26 protein-coding genes are annotated in these 24,369 nt (G+C 45.7%); 4 read left to right on the top strand and 22 right to left on the bottom strand.

From position 1 onward, the window contains the following. Positions 1-10: 10 nt before the first annotated feature. The 3 genes from rimM to ffh all read right to left on the bottom strand — a co-directional run bounded on the left by rimM (position 11) and on the right by ffh (position 2,488). Entirely contained in the window at positions 11-541 is a 531-nt protein-coding gene (gene rimM, locus SSED_RS05955; protein ID WP_012141507.1) for a ribosome maturation factor RimM, read from the bottom strand. Between the two features lie 20 nt (positions 542-561). Continuing rightward, entirely contained in the window at positions 562-813 is a 252-nt protein-coding gene (gene rpsP, locus SSED_RS05950; RefSeq protein WP_012141506.1) for a 30S ribosomal protein S16, read from the bottom strand. Between the two features lie 301 nt (positions 814-1,114). Then, entirely contained in the window at positions 1,115-2,488 is a 1,374-nt protein-coding gene (ffh, locus tag SSED_RS05945) for a signal recognition particle protein (RefSeq protein WP_012141505.1), read from the bottom strand. A gap of 425 nt (positions 2,489-2,913) precedes the next feature. Here ffh and SSED_RS05940 point away from each other — a divergent pair, with 425 nt between their 5' ends. Together SSED_RS05940 and SSED_RS05935 are read left to right on the top strand one after the other, a co-directional pair. Then, positions 2,914-3,702 carry a cytochrome C assembly family protein gene (locus SSED_RS05940; RefSeq protein ID WP_012141504.1) on the top strand — a complete coding sequence of 263 codons (789 nt, stop codon included), beginning with the start codon at positions 2,914-2,916 and terminating at the stop codon, positions 3,700-3,702. Between the two features lie 186 nt (positions 3,703-3,888). Further along, entirely contained in the window at positions 3,889-5,184 is a 1,296-nt protein-coding gene (locus SSED_RS05935; protein ID WP_012141503.1) for an HlyC/CorC family transporter, read from the top strand. A 136-nt stretch (positions 5,185-5,320) separates the two neighbouring features. On the opposite strand, the gene SSED_RS05930 is transcribed toward SSED_RS05935, so the two are convergent. Further along, the gene (locus tag SSED_RS05930) at positions 5,321-5,866 is read right to left on the bottom strand and encodes an Mpo1 family 2-hydroxy fatty acid dioxygenase (RefSeq protein ID WP_012141502.1); all 546 of its coding nucleotides are present in this window, start codon (positions 5,864-5,866) and stop codon (positions 5,321-5,323) included. Between the two features lie 267 nt (positions 5,867-6,133). On the opposite strand from SSED_RS05930, the gene SSED_RS05925 reads away from it, so the two are divergent. Next, entirely contained in the window at positions 6,134-7,156 is a 1,023-nt protein-coding gene (locus tag SSED_RS05925) for a sensor domain-containing diguanylate cyclase (protein ID WP_012141501.1), read from the top strand. A gap of 190 nt (positions 7,157-7,346) precedes the next feature. Here SSED_RS05925 and SSED_RS24945 read toward each other — a convergent pair whose 3' ends face one another. The 12 genes from SSED_RS24945 to rpoE all read right to left on the bottom strand — a co-directional run bounded on the left by SSED_RS24945 (position 7,347) and on the right by rpoE (position 18,030). Next, a complete protein-coding gene (locus SSED_RS24945; RefSeq protein WP_223295950.1) occupies positions 7,347-7,541 on the bottom strand; it encodes a hypothetical protein in 195 nt (64 codons plus the stop codon). A 1,002-nt stretch (positions 7,542-8,543) separates the two neighbouring features. Next, positions 8,544-8,942: a holo-ACP synthase gene (gene acpS / locus SSED_RS05910; protein ID WP_012141499.1), complete on the bottom strand. Its 399-nt coding sequence runs from the start codon at positions 8,940-8,942 to the stop codon at positions 8,544-8,546. 75 nt (positions 8,943-9,017) lie between these two features. Next, entirely contained in the window at positions 9,018-9,755 is a 738-nt protein-coding gene (gene pdxJ / locus SSED_RS05905) for a pyridoxine 5'-phosphate synthase (protein WP_012141498.1), read from the bottom strand. A gap of 127 nt (positions 9,756-9,882) precedes the next feature. Then, positions 9,883-10,563 (bottom strand): DNA repair protein RecO, encoded by a 681-nt coding sequence (recO, locus tag SSED_RS05900; RefSeq protein WP_012141497.1) that lies wholly within the window; start codon positions 10,561-10,563, stop codon positions 9,883-9,885. A 111-nt stretch (positions 10,564-10,674) separates the two neighbouring features. Then, positions 10,675-11,682 carry a GTPase Era gene (gene era, locus SSED_RS05895; RefSeq protein ID WP_012141496.1) on the bottom strand — a complete coding sequence of 336 codons (1,008 nt, stop codon included), beginning with the start codon at positions 11,680-11,682 and terminating at the stop codon, positions 10,675-10,677. Then, positions 11,679-12,356, bottom strand: a complete 678-nt coding sequence (gene rnc / locus SSED_RS05890; protein ID WP_012141495.1) for a ribonuclease III — start codon at positions 12,354-12,356, stop codon at positions 11,679-11,681. The genes era and rnc overlap by 4 nt, the downstream gene beginning before the upstream one ends. Position 12,357: 1 nt before the next feature. Continuing rightward, complete coding sequence (gene lepB, locus SSED_RS05885) at positions 12,358-13,275, bottom strand: signal peptidase I (protein WP_012141494.1); 918 nt, start codon at positions 13,273-13,275, stop codon at positions 12,358-12,360. Positions 13,276-13,442: 167 nt separating this feature from the next. Beyond that, positions 13,443-15,233, bottom strand: a complete 1,791-nt coding sequence (gene lepA, locus SSED_RS05880) for a translation elongation factor 4 (protein ID WP_012141493.1) — start codon at positions 15,231-15,233, stop codon at positions 13,443-13,445. A 128-nt stretch (positions 15,234-15,361) separates the two neighbouring features. Continuing rightward, positions 15,362-15,817, bottom strand: a complete 456-nt coding sequence (locus SSED_RS05875) for a SoxR reducing system RseC family protein (RefSeq protein WP_012141492.1) — start codon at positions 15,815-15,817, stop codon at positions 15,362-15,364. A 24-nt stretch (positions 15,818-15,841) separates the two neighbouring features. After that, positions 15,842-16,774, bottom strand: coding sequence for a MucB/RseB C-terminal domain-containing protein (locus tag SSED_RS05870; RefSeq protein WP_012141491.1), 933 nt, complete (start codon positions 16,772-16,774; stop codon positions 15,842-15,844). A gap of 29 nt (positions 16,775-16,803) precedes the next feature. Then, on the bottom strand, positions 16,804-17,424 hold the full coding sequence (locus SSED_RS05865; protein ID WP_012141490.1) for a sigma-E factor negative regulatory protein: 621 nt from the start codon (positions 17,422-17,424) through the stop codon (positions 16,804-16,806). 27 nt (positions 17,425-17,451) lie between these two features. After that, a complete protein-coding gene (gene rpoE, locus SSED_RS05860) occupies positions 17,452-18,030 on the bottom strand; it encodes an RNA polymerase sigma factor RpoE (protein ID WP_012141489.1) in 579 nt (192 codons plus the stop codon). A gap of 200 nt (positions 18,031-18,230) precedes the next feature. Between rpoE and nadB the strand changes: the two genes are divergently transcribed. Continuing rightward, positions 18,231-19,841 carry an L-aspartate oxidase gene (gene nadB, locus SSED_RS05855; RefSeq protein ID WP_012141488.1) on the top strand — a complete coding sequence of 537 codons (1,611 nt, stop codon included), beginning with the start codon at positions 18,231-18,233 and terminating at the stop codon, positions 19,839-19,841. A gap of 56 nt (positions 19,842-19,897) precedes the next feature. Here the strand turns inward: nadB and SSED_RS24940 are convergent, their stop codons facing one another. The 6 genes from SSED_RS24940 to SSED_RS05830 form a co-directional block, all read right to left on the bottom strand. Then, positions 19,898-20,329, bottom strand: a complete 432-nt coding sequence (locus SSED_RS24940; RefSeq protein WP_012141487.1) for a protein YgfX — start codon at positions 20,327-20,329, stop codon at positions 19,898-19,900. Then, positions 20,310-20,549: an FAD assembly factor SdhE gene (locus SSED_RS05850; protein WP_041421999.1), complete on the bottom strand. Its 240-nt coding sequence runs from the start codon at positions 20,547-20,549 to the stop codon at positions 20,310-20,312. The genes SSED_RS24940 and SSED_RS05850 overlap by 20 nt, the downstream gene beginning before the upstream one ends. A 69-nt stretch (positions 20,550-20,618) precedes the next feature. After that, positions 20,619-21,527 carry a transcriptional activator NhaR gene (gene nhaR / locus SSED_RS05845; protein WP_012141485.1) on the bottom strand — a complete coding sequence of 303 codons (909 nt, stop codon included), beginning with the start codon at positions 21,525-21,527 and terminating at the stop codon, positions 20,619-20,621. 26 nt (positions 21,528-21,553) lie between these two features. Continuing rightward, a complete protein-coding gene (locus SSED_RS05840; protein ID WP_012141484.1) occupies positions 21,554-21,937 on the bottom strand; it encodes a hypothetical protein in 384 nt (127 codons plus the stop codon). Beyond that, complete coding sequence (nhaA, locus tag SSED_RS05835) at positions 21,934-23,133, bottom strand: Na+/H+ antiporter NhaA (protein ID WP_012141483.1); 1,200 nt, start codon at positions 23,131-23,133, stop codon at positions 21,934-21,936. Before nhaA ends, SSED_RS05840 begins: the two co-directional genes overlap by 4 nt. A gap of 310 nt (positions 23,134-23,443) precedes the next feature. After that, the gene (locus tag SSED_RS05830) at positions 23,444-24,295 is read right to left on the bottom strand and encodes a thymidylate synthase (RefSeq protein WP_012141482.1); all 852 of its coding nucleotides are present in this window, start codon (positions 24,293-24,295) and stop codon (positions 23,444-23,446) included. Positions 24,296-24,369: the final 74 nt, after the last annotated feature.

The following is a 24,369-nucleotide window of genomic DNA, read 5'->3' as shown; positions in this document are numbered from 1 at the left end:
CTACCTCGACTTAAAAGTCCGGATCCCAATCCACTGTGATCTGTTTTTCCGTTAAGTTCACCTCAATGATGAACTGCTCGGTGACAAAGGGGATCATACGTTCCGCTTTGCCGAAGCCATCTTTTGCGTTAGCTTTAACAAGGAGTACATCATTCGATCCTGTTTCCACGATCTCCTGTACTTTCCCCATGTTGTAGCCTTTGGTATTCATCACTTCACAACCGATAAGATCTCGCCAGTAGAATTCATCTTCCGGCAAGGTGTCCATCTGCTCTGGAGTCACCGCTATCTCACAATTAGTGAGCATCTGCGCGTGTTCCCGTGTTTCTACGCCCTCAAGACAAGCGACAACCGCTTTACCTTGAAAACGCCACTGGAGCACTTTAACCTCGCGCCATTCGCCTTGCTCTTTTATCAACCAAGGTGAATAGTCAAAAATACCTTCAACAGAATCGGTATAGGTAGTGATCTTCAACCAACCCTTAATGCCATGACTGGATCCTAATTTCCCCAGCACAACAGGTTCTTGTTTACTACTCATCAATCTATACCTTAACGCTATTAAGCAGCAGCTTTACGAGCGTCTTTGATTAGCTTTGCTACACGATCAGATGTAGCAGCACCAGTAGCAACCCAGTGCTCAACGCGAGCTAGGTCTAAACGTAGAGTTTCTTCCTGGCCACGAGCCATTGGGTTGAAGAAACCAACACGTTCGATGAAACGACCGTCACGAGCGTTACGGCTATCAGCAACTACGATGTTGTAAAATGGACGCTTTTTTGCGCCGCCACGAGCTAAACGAATGGTAACCATGCGTCTTTTATCCTCTAATGATTTGCTTCTTATGAAGCAAAAATAAAAACTGGAACCCCGTGTTCGCGAAGAGTCCCAGATAGAAAGCCGGACGATTTTACCTTACTCGCCAGCGAATGCAACCAAATATACCAATTCTGATTAAAGTCTATCCGATAACATAGAAATGGGCACCAATGGTTTTTAACCTTTTTTGCGGTCACTCAGGTGATATATACGCCTGACACTGACAGCAAATAGAAAGCCCACAGACATCAATATTAGCATCTGTGGGCTCATTAACTTATAAAAAGTGGCGAGTCTAGCGACCCGGCATCTTCATTCCTGGGGGCAACATGCCACCCATGCCACGCATCATCTTCTTCATGCCGCCTTTACCAGACATCTTCTTCATCATCTTCTGCATCTGGCTGAACTGCTTCAATAGACGGTTAACGTCTTGGATCTGAGTGCCGGAACCCTGAGCGATACGGCGCTTACGCGAACCTTTAATCATATCCGGGCGAGCACGCTCACCTTTGGTCATAGAGTTGATGATGGCTTCCATCTGATTCGTCATCTTGCCATTTTGCACTTGAGCTAAGGCTTCGGGAGGCAGTTGTCCAACTCCGGGAAGCTTCTCAATCATACCCATCATGCCGCCCATGTTCTTCATCTGCTGAAGTTGCTCACGGAAATCTTCAAGGTCGAAACTGCCACCTTTCTTCACTTTGGAAGCCAGCTTCATCGCCTTGTCTTTATCGACGCCGCGTTCAACCTCTTCAATCAGTGACAGTACGTCACCCATACCTAAGATACGTGATGCAATACGATCCGGGTGGAATGGCTCCAGAGCGTCGGTTTTCTCGCCCACACCTAAGAACTTAATCGGTTTACCGGTAATATGACGAATAGATAAAGCGGCACCGCCTCGAGCATCACCATCGACCTTGGTCAATACGACACCGGTTAATGGTAGCGCTTCATTAAAGGCTTTAGCCGTATTGGCCGCATCTTGACCCGTCATTGCATCGACGACAAAAAGTGTCTCGACAGGATTGACCGCGGCATGAAGCGCCTTGATCTCATCCATCATGCCTTCATCGACATGCAAACGACCTGCAGTATCGACAATTACCACGTCGATAAACTTCAGCTTGGCATGAGTCATGGCCGCATTGACGATATCGATAGGCTTCTGGCTTACATCTGACGGGAAGAATTCGACTTCCACCTCAGCGGCCAATGTTTCAAGCTGTTTAATCGCCGCCGGACGATAAACGTCGGCACTAACAACCAGTACCGATTTTTTATCTCTTTCACGTAGGAACTTAGATAACTTGGCGACACTGGTTGTTTTACCGGCACCTTGCAGACCAGCCATCATAATGACTGCTGGAGGTTGAGCCGATAGATCTAACCCTTCGTTCGCCTCACCCATCGCGTTTTCTAACTCGCTCTGGACTATCTTAATAAATGCCTGACCCGGACTTAAACTTTTTGAAACCTCCAAGCCAACAGCACGTTCTTTTACACCGTTGACGAAAGCTCGTACAACAGGCAAAGCAACATCAGCCTCAAGTAGCGCCATGCGCACTTCTCGTAAGGTATCCTTAACATTATCTTCAGTTAAGCGCCCACGACCACTGATATTTTTCAGCGTTCGTGACAGTCTGTCCGTTAGGTTCTCAAACATTATCGAGTTCTTTACCGTTTAGAATTTACATTGATGGCGCGTATTATATACCCAAGCCATCTTAAGATGCCAGCGTGGGCCCCCGCCTCCCCCCCTTTGTATAAGCAAAATATTCAAAATAAAACTAAATGGGCAATAGGCCAAGAGGAGCACCGATACCGATAAAACTATGTGAGATGTATATGCAAAGCTATGTGAGCTGTATATGTGCAGTGTAAAAGCCCGTCACGGCGCTTAGAAATGTGTAAAACTTAGGCCTAACGCTCAGAAAGAATTAATTTTTGTGCTCAAACCTACTGCACAATTGGTTGCCGCTCGTGTTATTCTAGGAATAAGATTTACATGTGAACTTTTCCTGTTCGATACATTTGACTGTATCGTCAACAATCGGTGCACTGCAAACACAAACGATAGGTTAATACTCAATGGTCATATTTTCCGCTTCAGCCATGTTATTTTACTGCATTGCCTTAGTGCTAGTGGTTAGCCGCCTCTTTCATGCCGACGGCCCTAACCGACGCATTGTTGCCGCCTTTGCAGCGATCGCCGTAGTACTTCATGCCGCTGCACTCTCTCAGGCAACTTTTACCGGCGACGGTCAAAACTTTAGCCTGACCAATGTAATATCTATGGTGAACTGGATTATCGCTTTCACCTTCACGATACTGTTATTCAGACTAAAAATGATAATAGTCGTGCCCGTGATTTATGCCTGTTCAATTATCTCCGTTGCGCTTCTATGGCTTGTTCCACCTGAATATATAACACATTTCGAACTTCATCCGGATGTGCTGTCTCATGTGGTGTTATCACTCATGGCCTACAGCGCCCTGATGATAGCGGCGCTATACGCGATACAGCTTGCCATTATTCAACATAAGTTAAAGAGTAAGAAACTCATCATGAGTCCCTCTATGCCACCTCTGATGACCGTTGAGAAGCAGCTTTATCATTTGGTCATCGTCGGCGTTATTCTATTAAGTCTCTCGCTAGCGACTGGCTTTATTTTCCTCGATGATATGTTTTCAGAAGGAAAAGGACACAAGGCGATACTCTCTATCATCGCCTGGTTTACCTATATAGCCATGCTTGCACAGCAATATTGGGTGGGCTGCAAAATAAGAACCGCCGTGTTCTATACCCTGTCCGGGGCTACCCTGCTATCGCTCGCCTATTTTGGAGCACGAATAGTCAAAGAACTTATTCTTACCTAATGATGGCGTGAGTTAACTTCAAGCTATAGCCCGAGTATGCCTTATTTGTTCAGATATTCAGTAAGTTGAATTTATCCTAACCAATAAGGCTAACTTGACACTTTCCCCGATTAGCTGTAATTACTAGTTTCTTACGCTTACTTTATGTTTTTATAACATGATTTCACCCAACACTGGAGCTCCTTTTTGGACGCGATATCGACAAGCGCACTTCTGCTTATTCTTGTTATATTATTGATTATTTCAGCCTACTTCTCAGGCTCAGAAACCGCCATGATGTCCCTCAATCGCTATCGTCTAAAGCACCTCGCGTCTAAGGGGCATAAGGGTGCAAATCGTGCAATTAGGATGTTAGAGCGACCGGATAGGTTAATTGGGCTTATCTTAATAGGTAACAACCTGGTCAATATTCTAGCTTCCGCTATAGCGACCATCATTGGAATACGATTGTTTGGTGATGTGGGGGTCGCCATTGCCACTGGAGTGTTAACGTTAGTTGTCTTAGTATTTGCCGAAGTCACCCCTAAAACAGTTGCCGCACTTCATCCTGAACGCATCGCCTTCCCATCAAGCTTAATCCTTAAATGGCTGCTGGTAATCCTCTCGCCATTGGTAAAGGCCGTAAACTTAATTACTTCAGACTTCCTTCATCTGCTCGGGATTCATTCAATAAAAGCCTCAGATGCTCTGAGCCAGGAGGAGCTGAGAACCGTCGTTCATGAAGCTGGCGCATTGATCCCCACACGTCACCAGGAGATGCTGCTATCTATTATGGATCTTGAAAAAGTGACAGTTGAAGACATTATGGTGCCGCGTTCAGACCTATACGCCATCAATATCAACGACGAGTTTAAGAGCATTAATAAGCAGGTTATTCAGAGCCCGCATACTCGCGTCTTGTTATACAGAGACAATATCGACGATGCCGTAGGCTTCGTTCACCTTCGTGATGCACTTAGATTACAATCCAAAGAGCAGTTCAGTAAGTCTTCACTACTGCGCGCCGTAAAAGAGCTCTACTTCATCCCTGAGGGCACACCTCTCAACGTGCAGCTGGGTAACTTCCAGCAGAATAAGGAACGTATAGGGCTAGTGGTCGATGAATATGGTGACATTCAGGGCTTAGTGACCCTCGAAGATATCCTCGAGGAGATTGTCGGAGACTTTACGACCTCCATGGTCACCACGCCCAGCGAAGACATCAATCAGCAGCAAGATGGCAGTTTCTTAATTGAAGCGAGCATTAATATTCGAGAGATGAATAAAGAGATGCAATGGAGTTTTCCTATCGATGGTCCTAAAACACTAAACGGCCTTATCGTGGAGTATCTCGAAGAGATCCCAGCACCAAATACTAGCATGCGTATCGCAGGCTATCCTCTGGAAGTCATAGATGTCGCCGACAATAGGGTCAAAACTGTCAGGGTGATGCCGCAGTATTATAAAGCCCCCAAGAAACATGAAATACTCAAGAAACGCTAAAACGGAAATACAGTTCAGTGTTATCAAAAATAAAAAGGCGCCTCAGGCGCCTTTTTACGTTAAGAAGAGATCTCCCGCCCTTAAATACGCTTACACACTTAAGGATTTAAAAATAATACCTTAAGTAAGTTACAAATCACCCACGTGCCGCGCGGCGCTCAGTTTCAAGCACCCGTCGCTTATCAATCGCCATCGGCGTTATCCGCTTATCTAACTGTTTCTCGAACCCAAGCATAAAATACACTTCGGCCATTAAAAAGAACGGCCCGATAAGCAACTGATTCAAGTCATCCACAAATGCAGGCTTTGCCTTCTCATATTGATGACCAATCAGTTGAAACACCCAACCAATAACAAACACGGCTAGCGCTATCCAAACGGCCCCCAGTAGCTGAGCCACAAGATGTGAGGTATACAATACCGGAATGATAAACAAGGTTAACCCTATGGCCAAACGGGCATGCAGCCTGATGTAATAGATGAGAACGCCAATAGTAAAGGCACCAGCAACATTAATGCTGATGGCGGGCTCATCAAGAGCAAAAAACTTCACAGGAATAAGATTTAGCAGCAAGAACAGAGACCAGATAATCAGCGGAATGCCGACAAAATGAGTCCTGATATTCTTCGGGTTCAAATGAACACTCTTATAGGTCGATAACTGCTCTTCGGCGGATTTCATCGCTTCTCCTCTAGCGTTAAGTGTGACGTCAGTCTCATTTCTCACTAACCTAATGCATTTCTGAATTCATTAATAGAGTAAAGATTCAGGGGGAAAACGTTATGGCATCGCTTTAGTCTGAGTTTTCTGACTAATTTGTTGATAGCTATGCCCTAAACAGACATCAATATTGAGTTCAGATAACAAACTAAAAAGATTAATTTGTTTTAGGCATACAAACTCAACTATATTAAAGAAAACAAAATAAAATCAACATATAAGTAACAGATGAACGATACCTATAAACATAGTGAAGTCACAGAGTCAGACACCACCCTAAATGCTATCCTGGATTTAATCGTCGAGGGAACATGGGACTGGAACGGTGAGACAGGCCATGTAACCCGCAGCCCGGGATGGTATCGCATGCTTGGCTATGAGGTAGGGATATTTCTGGAGAATGTGTTTACCTGGGAAAATATTATTCACCCCGATGACTACAAGAGAGTCATGACCCACTTCGAACAATATATAAACGGGCAGTCTACTCAATACCTTATCGAATACCGCTGCAAAAAGTCTGATGGAAGCTACCTATGGATAATCGACCGGGCTAAGATACAGGCTTATAAAGCCGATGGTACCGTCGCCAGAATGATTGGCGCACACCACAATATTCATAATAAAAAGTTAGCTCAAGATGAAGTTAGTAAACTCAATAAGCTCCTTCAGCAAGGTAATATGTCACTGGACAACCTGATAAAGATAAACGCAAAAGAGTTGGAGAAGAAAAACCAGGAACTCGAAGAGAAGATTAAAGAGGTCGCGCTCCTCTCCAATATTGACCCACTCACCTCTATCGCTAACCGAAGAAGCTTTGAAAAAGAGTTACAAAAAGAGGTATTACGCTCAAGAAGATACAATCATCCCCTCTCCTTAACCATTTTTGATATAGATCTATTCAAAAATGTAAACGACACCTATGGGCACAAGAAAGGCGACGATATCCTGCAAAAATTGTGTAAGCTGGTATCCACTAATATCAGAGAACTCGATTTTTTTGCCCGCTGGGGAGGCGAAGAATTTGTCCTCATATTTCCTGAGTTAACACTCAAGCAAGCACTCGTCGTAACCGAGAAGCTCAGAACAACCATCAGCCAGTATGAGATTGAGCCCGATCTCTATATTACCTGTAGTTTCGGAGTCACCGAGTGCAAAGATGAAGACTCAATAGAGGATATATTTCAGCGCATCGATAACTCACTGTATCAAGCCAAAAGCAATGGCCGCAACCGAATCGAGAGCCTGTAAAGACTTGGGTGAGCATAACGATAAGCCTTCCAAGATTAGATTATCACCCCGTCAACCAAAGCACCGAACTTTAATAACCAAAAGACTAGAACTTAAAATACCGCGCGTTAGATATTGGCTTTGGAGTGTTTAGTATGTGCTCTTACGACTTACCCAAATATGGATTTAGAAACGCGCTAACCAGTCCACTTCACAAGCCAACTTTGACCGTTACACCACGACTTTCGAGTATCTGAATACCTTTACCAATATTTCTAGGATCCCGGTCTTGTATTGAGGCCACCGCATTTTTAATGCCCAATTTCACTAATGTAATTGCACATGCTGGCGTTCTACCAACAAATGAACCATTTTCTAAAGTGACATAAGCCGTAACTTCGGACATAGATCCCGAGTAGGCATTTAGCGCTTCCACTTCAGCGTGATTACCGCCAACCTCTTGAGCTCTCCTTCAGAGACAATCTTATTGCCCTTTACAAACACACATCCAACCGGAGGATTTGGCAGACATTGTGGTGAGCCTGATGCGATATATCTAACGCATGAAGCATATATTTTTCAGACATTTAATGCATACTCCTTTGACTGGCATATAATACCCAGCACAATCGCTGGAGGTCTATTGCTGCTGTTATGTTTTAGTCAGCCCCAACAGTAGCAAGATAAAAGCTATAAAAACAAACTGATAAAAAAAAGACTTAATGCAATATAGCAGTCTCCCTTGTGCCTTTTGTATTACGATTGCCCGAAAACCATTTTGAGAGAAGTAATCATAAAAAAATAAAGCAGGTAGAAACAAAATGAATGCCCAGGGGCTTTGGCTAGCTAACGCCTTAATGATAAACGCACAAAAAATGTAATAAGGCAAACCTACGATGCCAATGAACCATATATCTTTCCATGATAATTTGTTCATACTCTACCTAAAACATACCAGCGTATTAGCGTGAATTCCGATCCCCCGCAGACTGTCAACCAATCTAATCGCAGAGCACAAGTTATTCACAATTATTTTAGTAACTTATCAGCAAGGTTCCTGTGAAGCAAAGACCATTTTGTCTGGAGAAACCGAGAACTTAGATAATCGAGAATTGATTTGGCGCGTTATGTAAATACCACTAATATAAAATCGATTATTTTCAACAATATAGAATTATCTGTTTGGGGAAACTCATTTCGAAGAGATAACTTTCTTGTAAATTAGCTAGTGTCGATGCGGCTGCGAGCTTCCAAAACAGGGATGTTTTGGCAGAGCACACATGGATGTGCTTGCAGCGACTCGCAGAAGTGTCTACACACCCCCTCGCTGGAAGCGATAGATGCCAATGAAGGTACGACCTTCAATTAACTACCAAATAACAGTAAAAGAATTGAAATAGTCTTATTCCTAAGACTCAAGAATGACTGTTGCTGTCGCGTAGTGCTTCTCATCGGCAATCGAGAGGTGCCCGCGAACGCCACTAAGAAGGGCGAGCCTTTCAGCCGCCCCACCGCTGAAATTAACCTGAGGGGCACCATTAGCATCATTACTTATTTCGATATGTTGAAACGAGACGCCGCGGCCAATGCCGGTGCCTAAGGCCTTTGCTGCAGCCTCTTTAGCGGCGAAGCGCTTGGCCAGGTAACGTCCGGGCTTTGATGAGGCGACAAATATCGCCATTTCAGATTCCGTCAGCACGCGCTTGGCCAGGCGGCATTTAGCCAGAGCCTCATGATCGCCAGCTTGCGGTACTTTTTGCTCGATACGTTCTATCTCGACGATATCGGTACCTAGACCAACAATCATATATTTCCTTAAAATTAAGAAGTTCCTAGGTACGAGATCCTAGGGCCTAGGAACTCGCATCTAGAACCTAACAACTTATTCGCCTCTGCGACCTTCGTTCATCAGCTGCTTCATATCTTTAACGGCTGTCGCCAGACCATCGATAGCGGCGCGGGCGATAATTGCATGGCCGATGTTAAGCTCATAAAGCTCTGGGATCGCAGCTATCGGCTTAACGTTATGGTAGTGAAGTCCATGGCCGGCATTGACGATTAACCCCTTAGAGTGAGCGTATTTGGCCATTTCGGTGATACGTGACAGCTCTTTAGCCTCTTCGGCTTCATTTTCGGCATCGGCGTAACAGCCTGTGTGGATTTCAATCAGCGGGGCACCAACAGCAACAGCGGCATCAATTTGAGTTTTATCGGCATCGATAAATAGCGATACCTTAACACCGACATCGCTTAGACGACGAATAGCGGCTTCAATCTTGCCCATCTGACCGGCAACATCTAAGCCGCCTTCGGTGGTGAGTTCTTCACGTTTCTCGGGTACCAGACACACGTAAGTAGGTTTAACTTCACAGGCGATATCGAGCATATCATCTGTTACAGCCATCTCAAAATTCATGCGTGTTTTTAATGTTTTGGCCAACAGGTAGATATCACGGTCTATGATGTGACGTCTGTCTTCACGCAGATGAACCGTGATCCCCTCGGCTCCGGCATGTTCAGCAACCGCAGCGGCATGCACAGGATCCGGATACGACGTTCCACGGGCCTGACGTAAGGTCGCGATGTGATCAATATTAACACCCAGTAAAATACGGCTCATGAAAATTCCTCGAAAAATAGGGGATAGGCGACGTTATTCTATATTTACGTCGTCAGAATATTTGTGAAGCTATTGTACTAATGTCGCGGGGAAAAACCAGTGTAAAAACGAGTTATACCAATTGGTATTATGATGTTGGTCGATATTTAAATAGCGCCCTCGACTTCAAAGGTTTATCACCCAAACAGGGGCCTAACATCAGGCGCATCAGGTGTTTGGCCTGTTTAAAATGTGCAGGCAGCAACTTATGCTCATTCAGTGCCAGCAACATCTCTCCGCTATAGTGGGTGGTCTTAGGGCCCAGAGCACTGACAAAACCTTCATCAGGCAACAAACGATAATAGTAATCGGCTTCGATGGCGTCTTGACTGATGTCGACGGTGAGCGTCGGCATCAAGCCTATCTCTTTGAGCAATTCTAACTCAAAGTACCTCAACTGACTCTGGCAGAAACCGGCAGCCATCGCCATTAAGGTTCTGTGGTAGGTAAAGAAGAGTGCCTCACCACCATGATCGACACTGGTGCAGCGTACGAGTAACTCATTGAGATAGAATCCCGAGAAGCTCACCTCGCCACTTAAAGGAATAGCCGGACTCGCAGCTTCAACTTGGGAGAGGTTCTTAAGGCTGGAGCGGCCAGAAAGTTCAAAAATAAGGGGCTGAAAAGGTTGTAAAATACTCTTGATTGAGCTCTTGCCACTCCCTAAACGAGCGACGCAATCGACTCTCCCCTGACCATCGACCAACATATTCACTAATACACTCGAGTCACGAAAGGGACGAGTGTGCAGCACATAACCGCGTAACATTAACCAAGCCCCAACGGTACTGGGTTTAAGAAGATTTTGGCACAAAAAAAATGCCCATCAACCCGGCAATGAATCATTACCGAGTCAAGAGGCATTATTGTGCGAAGAGAGTTACTCCTCGCCATAGCCTAAGCTGCGAAGTGCACGCTCATCATCGGCCCAACCGGACTTAACCTTAACCCACATCTCGAGGAAGACCTTGTTATCGAACAAGACTTCCATATCGACACGAGCGGCAGAGCTAATCTTCTTGATGCGATCGCCCTTGTTGCCGATCACCATACGTTTCTGTGTTTCACGCTCGACAAGAACTAAGGCATTGATCTGATAGACGCCATTTTCCATCATCTTGAACTGCTCAATCTCAACCGTACAATCGTAAGGTAGCTCATCACCTAAGAAGCGCATCAGCTTTTCGCGAACAATTTCAGATGCCATGAACTTCTGTGACCTATCGGTCACATAGTCTTCCGGGAAGAAATGTGGAGACTCAGGCACTGATTCGACTGACATATCTAAGATACGCTGAACATTGGTGCCCTGAGTAGCTGAAATCGGCAGTATTTCATCAAACTCAAACTTCTTCGACAACTCTTCGAGGTAAGGGAAAAGTGCTTCCTTATCTTTGATGTTATCGACCTTGTTGATCGCCAATACTGTCTTACGGCCATCATCACGGCTTTGCAGTTTACGCAACACCATCTCATCGTCGTCGGTCCAGGTCATGCCGTCGACAACAAAGATCACCAGGCTAACTTCGGCTAATGAACTGGCCGCGGCACGGTTCATCAGGCGGTTGATGGCTCGCTTCTCTTCCATGTGCAAGCCTGGCGTATCGATAAACACCACCTGACGTGCGCCATCGGTATGAATACCCATGATGCGATGACGGGTCGTTTGCGGCTTCTTAGAGGTGATACTGATCTTCTGACCAAGTAACTTGTTGAGTAACGTAGATTTACCCACATTTGGTCGACCAACAATCGCTACCATGCCGCAATACGTCACATCGTATTTTGCATCCGATGAGGGATTGTTCATCTGTGCCAACAGTTCATCTAAGCTAGGTTCGCTCTGCTTACCCGCTTCATTGTTTGCTGGCGCGTTTTTCTTGGTCATCTCTTCATTAACTCCAAAGCGTCGGCAGCCGCTAGCTGCTCCGCTTTTCTACGGGAACTTGCAATACCGATAACCGGCTTGCTTAACTCTTCAACATAACACTCCACCGTAAAGGTTTGCGCGTGCGCCTCACCTTTAATGTCTATTACTTTGTAGACCGGAAGTGGTTTTTTAAAACCTTGCAACAACTCCTGCAACAAGGTTTTTGGATCTTTCTGGTTTACAGGCTGGATAATCGCAAGACGAGACTCATACCAACTCAGCACTAAACAGCGACACTTTTCTACACCTGAATCGATGTAGACGGCGCCTATAATGGCTTCTACGGCATCGGCAATGATTGACTCTCGTCGAAACCCACCGCTTTTCAACTCTCCCGGGCCTAAATTCAGGTAATCGCCTAATTTAAACTCGAAACCGATCTCAGCCAGCATTTTTCCACAGACGAGTGTGGCACGCATACGACTCAGATCGCCCTCAGTGGCCTTAGGGAATTGATGAAACAGTGCATCAGAGATGATAATGGACAGTATAGAGTCTCCAAGGAACTCTAGCCTTTCATTATGTTTACTGGACGCACTACGATGCGTTAATGCATGCTCGAGTAGCGATTGATCGTTGAACTCATAACCTAAAGTTCGACATAATCTAGGCATGTTTTTAATCGGTTCCATCTTAAGTAATTCCACCTACGCGCTCAAAACGTACACCCGTTGGGATCCAGCTTGGTAAGAAGTCGGCTGCAGTTCGTTCAAATTCAAAACTAATCCAGATAGCAACCGCTTTACCGACTAGGTTCTCCTCGGGTACGAATCCCCAGAAACGACTATCGGTACTGTTATCGCGGTTGTCTCCCATCATAAAATATTGGCCTTCAGGAACGATGAACTCTCCGACAGGAAGATTGCCTTCACGGAAGTAATATCCCAAAGGATCGGGGCGACTCGGGTTGATCAGAATATCATGACTCAATTCGCCCAATTGTTCAGTGTAACGCAGTAGTGGCGTACCGTTTTGAGCAAACTCCCCCTGATTAACAGACGCTCGGGATACCTGCTTAAGTTCGGGGCAAGTCTCTACGCCCTCACCGCACGCCGGCTGTATATAGAGCTGCTTATTTCGGTAGACAATTCTATCACCAGGTAGACCAACTACTCGCTTGATGTAATCGATTCTTGGGTCGACCGGATACTTAAATACCGTCACATCACCGCGTTCAGGCTTATTAGTCTCAACCAACTGGTTGCGCCACACAGGGTCTTTAAGCCCGTAGCTAAACTTCTCAACTAAGATAAAATCGCCGACTAAGAGTGTTGGCATCATAGAACCCGATGGGATCTGAAAAGGTTCATAAATAAATGAACGTAAAATTAGTACGAATGCGATCACTGGAAAAATAGAACGAGACGTCTCAACGAGTGCAGGTTCACGAGTGATTTTTTCGGCGACTTCTTCACTGATATCAGCGTCCACCGCTTGCGCCATCGCAAGCTTTGCACGACGCTTAGGTGCAAGTAACAATGCGTCGGCCATCCAAACCAGGCCACTACTCAGAGTCACTAATACCAAGATAAGGGAAAAATAGGCTGCCATAGATAATTAACTCCTGCCTTAAAACAAATAATGCTATCTCTAATAGATACGCGGTCAAATAATCGCGTATCACAGACGAATAGGTCAGTTATACGTTAGTAACGAAAGCGCCGCAAACTGCGGCGCCTTTTTTTGCTCACTATTAACAATTCTTAACGAATTAGCCGCTAATCATTGAGCTTAAGCACGGCGAGGAAGGCTTCTTGTGGGACTTCCACATTACCCACCTGCTTCATGCGCTTCTTGCCCTCTTTTTGCTTGTTCAATAGCTTCTTCTTACGAGAAACATCACCACCATAACACTTAGCCGTTACATCTTTACGCATCGCTTTAATCGAAGAGCGCGCGATAATCTGACTGCCGACAGCGGCTTGAACTGCAATATCAAACATCTGACGTGGAATAAGCTCTTTCATCTTATTCACAAGTGCCAGACCTTTAGAGCGGATCAAGCCTTTGTGAATAATCATTGCCAAAGCATCGACTCTGTCACCATTGATGAGAATATCCAGACGCACCATGTCAGCAGGCTCAAAACGGATAAAGTTATACTCAAGAGACGCATAACCACGACTGGTCGACTTAAGGCGGTCGAAGAAGTCCATGACCACTTCAGCCATCGGTAACTCATAGGTCAGGGCCACTTGGTTACCGTGGTAAACCAAGTTTTTCTGCACACCGCGCTTTTCGACACACAGGGTGATCACGTTACCCAGGTACTCCTTAGGCACCAAAATATTGGTCTCTACTATCGGTTCACGCATCTCTTCGATATTGTTTATCGCAGGAAGATCCGATGGGTTATCGACATAGATGGTTTCACCGCTCGTCTTTACAATCTCATAGACAACCGTAGGCGCCGTAGTGATCAAATCCAGATTATATTCACGCTCTAAACGTTCCTGGATGATCTCCATGTGTAGCAGGCCGAGGAAACCGATACGGAAACCAAAGCCCAACGCAGATGACGTTTCAGGCTCAAAGAACAAAGAGGCATCATTCAAGCTAAGCTTGTTCAATGCATCACGGAAGCTCTCATAATCGTCGGTAGAGATAGGAAATAAACCAGCATAAACCTGCGGCTTAACCTTCTTAAAACCAGCAAGCGGTTTATCTGCACCATGCTTAGCATGAGTCAAGGTATCCCCCACTGGGGCGCCGTGGATCTCTTTAATACCAGCAATAATAAAGCCTACTTCACCGGTTTTCAGCTCAGTGGTATCTGTTTGTTTAGGGGTAAAGATACCCACGCGATCGGCGTTATAGTTTTGCCCTGTGGACATAACCTTAAACTTGTCACCTTTTCTCAGTACGCCATTTTTAATTCGTACCAGTGACACAACACCTTGATAGCTATCGAACCAAGAATCGATGATCAGAGCTTGCAGAGGCCCTTCTGGATCACCTTCTGGCGATGGTATTTGTGCGACGATAACTTCAAGCACGTCTTTAATACCGATGCCTGTTTTTGCCGAACAGCGAACTGCATCGGCAGCTTCGATACCGACGATATCTTCAATCTCATCGGCGACACGTTCTGGATCGGCCTGAGGCAGATCGATTTTATTCAAGACAGGAACAACATCCATATCCATCTCTAGCGCGGTATAACAGTTTGCCAGAGTCTGAGCTTCTACGCCCTGTCCGGCATCGACCACCAAGAGCGCACCTTCACAAGCCGCAAGGGAGCGTGATACTTCATAGGAGAAATCGACATGACCAGGAGTATCAATAAAATTCAGCTGGTATGTTTCACCATCTTGAGCTTTATAATCAAGAGTAACACTCTGCGCTTTAATGGTAATCCCGCGTTCACGCTCAATGTCCATTGAGTCTAATACTTGGGCCGCCATCTCACGATCAGAAAGACCACCGCATTCTTGAATCAAACGATCGGAGAGTGTTGATTTGCCGTGGTCGATATGGGCAATAATCGAAAAGTTTCTAATGTGCTTCATGTTATGGATTGATTACTACTCGAAGTTGAATTTTCAAAAGTGCCGAATTGTACCCGATCGGCGGACTAATACCAATCGAATACCCGGATAAAGCTCATTTTTAAGGCTAAAAAGTGGCTTTACAGAAATTAAATGGAGTGACCTAAGTGAGAGAGAATGATCGGTTGACTTAAGGTCTCCATCTGACGGGCTTTCGTTTTCGCTAATCGCCAGAAAAGAAAAGCACCAACTAACGCAAATGGGATCACAAAGAGATCACTGCTAATTACCCCCATTTGATGGGATATCAGCGAAGCAAGCATTGCACCAATAAAGAGACCAAGCAGAGGCATCAGGTAAACCAGCGCAGCCGCTTTCAAAATAACACTCTCGGGCAAGCCAAGCCTGAGTATCTCTCCAGGCTCATAATGAGTATCGGATGGAATTGAAAACTCTTGTACCTTAGGTGAAAACGCCTTTGAAACGGCGGAGGTGCCACATGACTCAGAATTATCACAGTGGTTACAGGCATTCTTGACCTGGACTTCAACCGTCACCCAGCCCTGATTATCACATCGGATCACCTTGGCCATCTCTTCCATCATAGGATTAAACTCCCGAAGACACCGTTACTCAATCGTTATGCTTTTAGCTACGCGAACCAAGGTCTCTGTAGGAACCTTACCCACAGCAACAACTTCAGCATTACCCACTCTCTCTGTCGCTAATGACAATCCATTTCGTGTCACTAACTCCTCGGGCATCTGAGCGTCACCGGCCCTTGCAACATACACCGAAATATTGGCAATCCCATCGCTTAAAGCAATATATTCCACAGCTTCATGACTGCCCATGAGCCTGTGGCTATCTTTAACCAACACCTCAAAACCAGTGGGTAACCATTTAAACTGCCAGTTATCGCCTGCATCGCGTTCAGATTGAGAGACAACGGCCGGCCACTCCTGTTTATAGGCTTCATGGAGAATAGCTGGAACGTCATCGAGCACTAATAGCTCGACCACAAGTATCTGTTCGAGCAGTTGCTTGTCTTGAGTCAGCATGTCATATCGCAGTGGAAGTGATGTTTCCATATCCAACCATACTTGGTACCCGTAACGATAGTCGTCATTGGGAATAATGCGCACTAACTGACTGGGACGACCGGCTAAGCGAGTTCGTCCACCAAGAACGAACTGATAACCCGGCTCTAACGCGGAAAAGTCACCGGCAAATGCTGGCGGAAAGAGCCCTTGTATGCGTTTTGCAGCGACACTGTATGCGGGTTGGTCATGTTCAATAAAGGTAACAGTCTGGCCAACTCTGACTGCATTTTTTGGCGGGCCATTGAGGTGCTCGAGAAAAGCCACTTCTTGGTTTTCAATTTTACCGTGAATATAAACTAATGGCCTTATATGATCAGCTTGAAGCTGTATCAGGGAGATCTTAAACTCTTGCTCACGCAAGGCTTGACTCATATTTTCCAGCCAAGCCTTAGCCGATATCACTTCCTGTGCCATCACAGGGAAATTCAGAAACAACAAACCCAATAGGATAAGACGCAAGCTAACTCCTTACGAGTAAAAATATAGTATTAATGATTCACAGGTATTGAATCTAATTCACTATGGCTATTGTCGTCTATTTGCACCCCATTATTCAATCTTTGTTGCAGCATGTGATCCTGAATATAAGCATTAATGCGCTGACGCTGCTCCATAACCTGATCGTTGGTGAAACTTTGATTCTGCTGAACCGGGCCAGTTTGCAGGCTCACTGGTGTAACACTGCCAACGAGTGGACGAGTGTTAAGCACTGGTAGAGGGGATGCATCGATTGCATTCTCTTGTTGGCTGTAATTTTGAACACCGACAACCGCCACTAAAGCCACGCTTGCAGCGATAGCATACTGACCAAATTGTTTAAACATAGGGATGACATTACTCAGTCCCGTCGTTTTAACTTTTACCTCATTAGGCGTTTCACGCTTAACGGGTGCAATGATTGTGGGTTCATTTTCGATTGCCGCAGCAATGTTAGCAGAAAGGTCTAAGTGTATAGTCTTAGGTAACTCTCCACGCATCGCGTCGCCTATCATATGATAATCACGCCACTGCTCATGTGAATCCTTATCAGCTGCAAGTTCAGCTAACATCTGCTCATCGATTTCACCATCGACGGCAGCGGATACCCATTCCTGACCTAATTTATCCATTTTTCACCTGTATTCATTTAAAGGATGCTACTGCTCCAGCAAAGGCTGAAGCTTTTTATCAATCGCCTCTCGAGCCCTGAAGATCCGAGATCTTACAGTACCGACGGGGCAATCCATGACGTTTGCTATCTCTTCGTAACTCATACCATCGAGCTCTCGCAACGAAATAGCCATCTTTAATTCTTCTGGCAATGTGTCCAAGGTGTCAAAGACAACCTTCTGGATCTCATCCGACAGCATCAAACGCTCCGGAGATGCAAACTCCTTTAAGGCGTCGCTGCCATCATAATATTCGGCTTCCTCTGCATCGATATCATTTGCAGGTGCGCGTCGCCCCTGTGCAACCAAATGATTCTTCGCTGTGTTAACCGCAATTCGGTATAACCAGGTATAAAAAGCACTTTCACCACGAAAATTGGGCAAGGCTCGGTAAGCTTTTATAAAGGCTTCCTGAGCGACATCAGCAACGTCGGCCTGATTACGCACGTAACGTGCAATCAAACTCATGACCTTGTTTTGATACTTCTGCACCAAAAGGTTAAAAGCGTTTTTATCTCCCTGCTGTACACGTTCAACTAATTGTTGATCACTTATTTGTCCACTCATCCGAGCCGACTACTCCTAAATCTAAAATGCTGATTTCTCAGTCGCTCGAATCATATTCACATATGTAGACTAGCTTACTTCCGAAAAGTTCTAAAAAAATTGCATAGAGATGAATTTAATTTCTATTAACCGGTAATCTATCCAAAATTCTTATCTTGGTTTACCATAGTTAACACTCACTGAACAGACTATGATACCTGATGAAACAAGTAGTTGAACACCAATCTGACGTTTTGGTTATCGGCAGCGGTGCTGCAGGACTCACTTTAGCCTTGCATCTTGCTGAAAAATCACAAGTTACATTACTTTCCAAGGGCCCTCTAAGTGAAGGTTCAACTTATTATGCCCAGGGCGGTATAGCCTCAGTCTTCGATGAAGACGATACCGTAGAGTCCCATGTTGCCGACACCTTGGTTGCCGGAGCCGGACTTTGTGATGAGTCGGTGGTTACCTTCACCGCAGAGAATGCCAAACGTTCTATGGAGTGGCTCATACAGTGTGGTGTGGCGTTCGATAAAGAGGAAACCCTCGACGGGGACTCGACGAATGCGCCCTATCATCTTACCCGCGAGGGGGGTCATAGTCACAGACGAATTCTTCATGCTGCCGATGCAACCGGTAAGGAAGTTCAGGTCACACTACAAGATAGAGCCAGAGCACATCCTAACATCCAGGTGCTCGAACGCTATAATGCCATCGACCTTATCACTTCACGCAAGCTAAACAGACCGGGAAACCGTGTACTTGGGGCTTATATCTGGAACCGGGATGCCGAGCAGGTCGAAACCGTTAAGGCACGTTTTGTTGCCCTCGCCACCGGTGGCAGCTCGAAGGTTTATCAATATACATCGAACCCGGATATCGCATCGGGTGATGGTATTGCAATGGCCTGGCGTTCGGGTTGCCGTGTGGCAAACATGGAATTCAATCAATTCCACCCTACCTGCCTTTATCACGCCGATGCCAGAAACTTTCTTCTTACCGAAGCACTTAGGGGCGAAGGCGCCTACCTGCGCCGCCCGGATGGCAGCCGCTTTATGCCGGACTTCGATGAGCGAGCCGAATTGGCACCGAGAGATATTGTCGCCCGCGCGATAGATTATGAGATGAAACGTCTGGGTTCTGATTGTGTTTATCTGGACATCAGCCATAAGCCTGCTGACTTTGTTATCAAGCACTTCCCCACGATCCATAAACGTTGCCTCGAGTTCGGTATCGATATCACCACTGACCCCATTCCTGTCGTACCGGCCGCCCACTATACTTGTGGCGGGATCATGACAGACCTTCATGGTCAAACCGATCTCAATGGACTCTATGCCATTGGTGAGGTGGCTTATACCGGCTTACATGGCGCAAACCGCCTGGCAAGTAACTCGCTATTGGAATGTTTAGTATTTGCCAGGGCTGCCGGTGAAGATATTGAAAGTCAGCTCCATAAAATTCCCATGCCAGGCAGTTTACCCGCCTGGGATGAAAGTCAGGTATCGAACTCAGATGAAGAGGTCGTCATCGCCCATAACTGGCACGAGCTACGCCTGTTTATGTGGGATTACGTCGGAATTGTACGTTCAGACAAACGTCTCGAACGTGCCTTGAGACGTTGCATCATGCTGCAACAAGAGATCCAGGAATATTACAGTAACTTCTGCGTCAGCAATAACCTGTTGGAGCTAAGAAACTTAGTTCAGGTCGCGGAGCTGATCATTCGCTGTGCGATGGAGAGAAAAGAGAGTCGTGGCTTGCATTACAACATCGACCACCCTCAGCAAGTTGAAAACCCGACACCGACAATTCTACAGCCGGATTAACCCACTTCCCGAAGCGTTATAATCTAAAGCCTGTACAGGCTGTTTTATTAGTATTTTTATCCGTGCTTTTTAGTCAGAAGCAGGCGACACAGGTGTCGGTAACTTGTGTCGTCGAGCATATCTGACCAGACAATGATTAACCGCTTCTCACTAACGGTCCGGATATAAAACAGAGAGACAAATGGGGTAACAATCCTCCTACCTGAAAGCTCGAAGGTTTTTCTTTCACCCCTAATCATCTCATCCAAGCTCCCCTCACCTTTTACATTGAGTGAAAACCGGCAACGCCAATGGTTTAGCGACCAAAACTGATAAGAAAAGAACAGAAGTATTAACGTAAAGAGAAGGTATTTAGCGAAAGAGTAATAAAAATTATCGATATCGGGCCAGGCAAGAAAAGAGCTCAGACACACGCTGCAGAAGACGACCAGCGATAATCGCTGATCGAATGAAGCCTTTAAGCTGAAACTATGGAGCCGCTCTGCCACGGACACGAATTACCATTTCGGCAAGCTCGGGGTCGGGGCACTGCTCGTGACCCATAAACCAGGCGAATAACTCCGGGTCTTCACCCTCTAATAAACGAACAAAGATATTTTTATCCTTGGTGGATAACTGCTCATATTGGGATTCAACAAAAGGTTGAAACAGGACATCAAGTTCAAGCATACCTCTACGGCACGCCCATCTTACTCTGGCAATCTTCATCGGTTCAGACACGCAAATGCTCCCTATTTTTTTCGGCTAGTGTACCGCTTGTAAGTCACAGAGTCGATGTTACAGTAATTTAACTTTTGGATCTCTCCCCTCAAAAAGGTCGGTAAAATCGGTTTCTAACAAGCGTTTAACCGCAGGATGCTGGATCATCCGCTCAGCAAACATCACATGATAAACCTCCTTGATATCACTTGTTTCACCTAACAAGTGCATATCATGGGAGAGAATGTCTTGCTTATATATGGAAGGCGCAACGAATATACCTTGCTTGAAATAGCCGAAGGCTTTCATCATGGCGGCATCATCGAACTCACCTAATATATTAACGTTGAGACCGTTTTCATCGAACCAGTGATGTAGTTGTTGCCCCAGGGAGGTGCGTTTACCCGGAATAAGTAACTTCCCCTCCTCCAGACATTCCGGAAATGGCTTGCTGTACTGTTCGGCGGAAAAGAAAGCGATACCGCACTCGCCTAACTTTTTTGACAGTATCTCCGGGTATTTCAACGACTCACCGGCACAGTCAGATAAGATCATATCCAACTTATGCGCGCGCAACCTCTCCATCAAACTTTCATGGGTTGCCTCGAAGCAGGCAAGATGCATAGAGCCGTCACTGGGTACCACCGAGAGTAACACCCGACTCGCCAGGGCTTTCGATAACGCATCGGCAATACCGACTTCAAAAAGAATATTCTCATCTTTTTGATAGTTGAGAATATCCAGCATCTCATAGCTTAGGCTAAACATCTTATCGGTATAGCGAAATACCAGCTCGCCAAGCTCCGTCGGTTCCAATGTTCGGCCTACACGCTTAAATAAGCTTCCCTTCAGACGAGTTTCTAACACCCTAATCTGTCCGGTCACGGTTTGCGGTGCTAAGCATAAAGCCTCGGCAGCTTTCGCCACCGAGCCCTTTTTATGAACCATCCAAAAGTAATATAGATGGTTATAGTTAAGATGAGACATACAAGTACTCTATTTATGCCACTAAGCTACTTAAGCCTCTGACAGTCCATCAGGCTATACATCGCATTATTGAGCATCTCAACATTCTGTATACTGCCCGCTGTGAACGCCTCTGCAAGCCCGGTGACTAAGACATTTCTGTCGGGGATCCTGCCTTCGCAGTAAGTTCGGTTAGCTTCCTGGAAACGCTTACCACTTCGATATTTAAGGGCTCTGGACTCATAGCTATCGGTCTCGATACGTGCCCCTGTCGCATTGGGCTTATACATCAGTGCGCCATCGACTACACCTTCGAGATAGTGCTGACAGGTATCACTCTTAATATCTGTATTGCAGGCATTCAACTGCTCAGCTTGGGCTGTGGAAATAAAACCTAAACACAGGGTAAGTGTTAATAGTATTAATCTCATGCTATCTCTCCTTTCTTGCTTTCTTTAGCGACATCGACTTCGGGCAATACCTTAGCCAACCAGAAGTAACCAATAATCGCCGATGCGAACGACCCCACTAAAATACCCAATCTTGCAAAATCACCGTATGCTTCTGCATCACCAACAAATGCCAGCGAAGAGATAAACATCGACATGGTGAAACCGATACCACACATCAGGGCAACCGGTGCAATATGTTTCCACCCCATCCCCTCAGGTAATACAGCCATTTTTAGCTTGACACCAATATAGCTGAATACAAGCACGCCTAATGGCTTACCCAACAGCAGGCCTAAGGCGATACCGACAGGTACAGGTGATAGCAGGTCGCCGAAACTCATCGGGCTCAAATCGACCCCGGCATTGGCAAACGCAAATATCGGCAAGATGATGAAGGTACTCCACGGGTGCAAGCTATGCTCCAGACTCTCAGAGGGAGAGCTGCCATCTTTTGCCCTCAATGGAATACAGAAGGCAATAATCACACCCGCTAAGGTAGCGTGAACACCCGATTTCAATACCGCTATCCAGAGGATAAGACCTACTACGCCGTAGGGGCCTAAGGCCGTCACTCCTTTCCGGTTAAGTCCGACCAGCCCTAAAATAGCAATACCAGCCACTATCAGACTCAACATAGAAAGATCTGTGCTGTAGAACATGGCGATGATCACCACAACACCTAAATCATCAATAATTGCCAAGGCTAACAAGAAGACCTTAAGTGATACAGGTACGCGGCTCCCCAAGAGGGCCATGACACCTAAAGCGAACGCGATATCTGTTGCAGCAGGAATAGCCCAGCCAGCTTGAGTCACCGGATCACCATAGTTGAATAACAGATAGATGCCCGCCGGGAATACCATGCCTCCAACCGCTGCAAAAGTCGGTAAAGATGCTTGAGCCGCACTCGATAGTGCCCCCTCAAGTAACTCACGCTTAACCTCTAAGCCAATAAGCATGAAGAACAGAGCCATCAGGCCATCGTTGATCCAATGTATCAGAGTCTTGTCGATGTCTAAGCTACCGACGCGTACCTGCATTTCCGTATCCAGGAAGCCTTGATACATTCCTGATAGTGGCGAATTGGCCATAATCATTGCGAGTGCAACTGCAATCATAAGCAGAATGCCACCCGCCGATTCCTGGCTTAAAAAATTCTTAATAGCCCTTTCCATAACTTGCTCCAATAAATCTTAATGATCCGAGTGTATCGTAATACGATAAACGTGAATATTCGATTGCAACAGCTTAAAACATCGGTATTCCCGAGGTATTAAGTGTAACCAGTGAATGAATAGATATCAATGTTCATTTTGCGAACAATTTTAAATTTGCAGTAGAAACAGGAGGGTGTAGATTCGGTAGGAATATTGGTAAAGTTTTTTATTCATATAAAGCAGGTAACGAATATCGATTATTATAACAATCTGATGTTCGTTACCTCTGATTTTTCAGCTAATTAAACGATAAAGTCATTATCGCCTATTAAACAGAAAACGGATATTTTATCGCTTCATGATGCTGATAACCCGACACTTCAAAGTCGTCCATCGTTACCCAGGTCTCCAGATCTTCCAGCGATTTGATATCGGGGTTGATCGACAAGGAAGCGGGCTCGAAAGGCTCTCTCTTGAGCTGAACATCGCGCATCAGTGCTAATTGATCTTCATAAATATGAGCATTAACGATTTTATGATATGCCATCCCGGGCTTCTTTCCGGTAATTTGAGCAATCAGAGCAAGCAAGGTGTATACCTGAACCTGATTGAAATTCAATCCGAGCGGAACATCACAAGAGCGCTGAAAACTATTGAGATAGAGTGTATCTCCAAGCAGCGAAAAGTTATGGGTATGCATACAGGGACGCAGGCATCCCATATGGAACTCGCCCGGATTATAGAAGCTGAGGATCTCCCCGCGATCGTCGACACCGGCTTTGAGATTATCGACAATCTTCTTCAGTTGATCGACGGTGCCGCCATCAGGTTTACTCCACGCCCTACCCTGCACGCCATAAACCCGCCCCATATCATCGACGCCTTTACGATGTGGGTTATTTAACCACACCTGGTTTTCATTAGCGTTGGCATCCCAGGTCTTAGCGCCCAGAGCACGGAAATCGGCCGCATTATCATAACCGCGAATATAGCCGAGCATCTCAGCGATCGCACTCTTCCAAAAACTTTTTCGGGTTGTGATCAGAGGAAATTCATTATTACCGACGTTATAGGTTAGGTCAGCATTGATGACTGTCAGGCATCGTTTACCCGTTCGCTCATTTTCAATCCAAGTGCCTTCATCAATAATTCTGTTACATAGTTCTAAATACTGTTTCATTACAACTTACCCTCTGACGGCGCTTTTCTAAATATAAGACACAAACCCGCTAATTCTAACTCAATCTCGACCAC

It is taken from the genome of Shewanella sediminis HAW-EB3 (assembly GCF_000018025.1).
In the GTDB taxonomy this organism is placed as follows: domain Bacteria; phylum Pseudomonadota; class Gammaproteobacteria; order Enterobacterales; family Shewanellaceae; genus Shewanella; species Shewanella sediminis.
Note: the sequence above shows the minus strand (reverse complement) of the source record. Positions and strands in the feature narration are given on the sequence as shown.

Bases quoted from the DNA above. Each gene is read 5' to 3' on its own strand.
- ffh (WP_012141505.1), bottom strand. From the start codon at position 2,488: ATGTTTGAGAACCTAACGGACAGACTGTCACGAACGCTGAAAAATATC.
- pdxJ (WP_012141498.1), bottom strand. From the start codon at position 9,755: ATGAGCCGTATTTTACTGGGTGTTAATATTGATCACATCGCGACCTTA.
- SSED_RS05840 (WP_012141484.1), bottom strand. From the start codon at position 21,937: ATGAGATTAATACTATTAACACTTACCCTGTGTTTAGGTTTTATTTCC.
- SSED_RS05850 (WP_041421999.1), bottom strand. From the start codon at position 20,549: ATGAAGATTGCCAGAGTAAGATGGGCGTGCCGTAGAGGTATGCTTGAA.
- SSED_RS24945 (WP_223295950.1), bottom strand. From the start codon at position 7,541: ATGTCCGAAGTTACGGCTTATGTCACTTTAGAAAATGGTTCATTTGTT.
- recO (WP_012141497.1), bottom strand. From the start codon at position 10,563: ATGTTACGCGGTTATGTGCTGCACACTCGTCCCTTTCGTGACTCGAGT.
- nhaA (WP_012141483.1), bottom strand. From the start codon at position 23,133: ATGGAAAGGGCTATTAAGAATTTTTTAAGCCAGGAATCGGCGGGTGGC.
- SSED_RS05830 (WP_012141482.1), bottom strand. From the start codon at position 24,295: ATGAAACAGTATTTAGAACTATGTAACAGAATTATTGATGAAGGCACT.
- acpS (WP_012141499.1), bottom strand. From the start codon at position 8,942: ATGATTGTTGGTCTAGGTACCGATATCGTCGAGATAGAACGTATCGAG.
- lepB (WP_012141494.1), bottom strand. From the start codon at position 13,275: ATGGCAGCCTATTTTTCCCTTATCTTGGTATTAGTGACTCTGAGTAGT.
- SSED_RS05940 (WP_012141504.1), top strand. From the start codon at position 2,914: ATGGTCATATTTTCCGCTTCAGCCATGTTATTTTACTGCATTGCCTTA.
- nhaR (WP_012141485.1), bottom strand. From the start codon at position 21,527: ATGTCTCATCTTAACTATAACCATCTATATTACTTTTGGATGGTTCAT.
- era (WP_012141496.1), bottom strand. From the start codon at position 11,682: ATGACCAAGAAAAACGCGCCAGCAAACAATGAAGCGGGTAAGCAGAGC.
- lepA (WP_012141493.1), bottom strand. From the start codon at position 15,233: ATGAAGCACATTAGAAACTTTTCGATTATTGCCCATATCGACCACGGC.
- nadB (WP_012141488.1), top strand. From the start codon at position 18,231: ATGAAACAAGTAGTTGAACACCAATCTGACGTTTTGGTTATCGGCAGC.
- rnc (WP_012141495.1), bottom strand. From the start codon at position 12,356: ATGGAACCGATTAAAAACATGCCTAGATTATGTCGAACTTTAGGTTAT.
- rimM (WP_012141507.1), bottom strand. From the start codon at position 541: ATGAGTAGTAAACAAGAACCTGTTGTGCTGGGGAAATTAGGATCCAGT.
- SSED_RS05925 (WP_012141501.1), top strand. From the start codon at position 6,134: ATGAACGATACCTATAAACATAGTGAAGTCACAGAGTCAGACACCACC.
- rpoE (WP_012141489.1), bottom strand. From the start codon at position 18,030: ATGAGTGGACAAATAAGTGATCAACAATTAGTTGAACGTGTACAGCAG.
- SSED_RS05875 (WP_012141492.1), bottom strand. From the start codon at position 15,817: ATGATGGAAGAGATGGCCAAGGTGATCCGATGTGATAATCAGGGCTGG.
- rpsP (WP_012141506.1), bottom strand. From the start codon at position 813: ATGGTTACCATTCGTTTAGCTCGTGGCGGCGCAAAAAAGCGTCCATTT.
- SSED_RS05930 (WP_012141502.1), bottom strand. From the start codon at position 5,866: ATGAAATCCGCCGAAGAGCAGTTATCGACCTATAAGAGTGTTCATTTG.
- SSED_RS05865 (WP_012141490.1), bottom strand. From the start codon at position 17,424: ATGGATAAATTAGGTCAGGAATGGGTATCCGCTGCCGTCGATGGTGAA.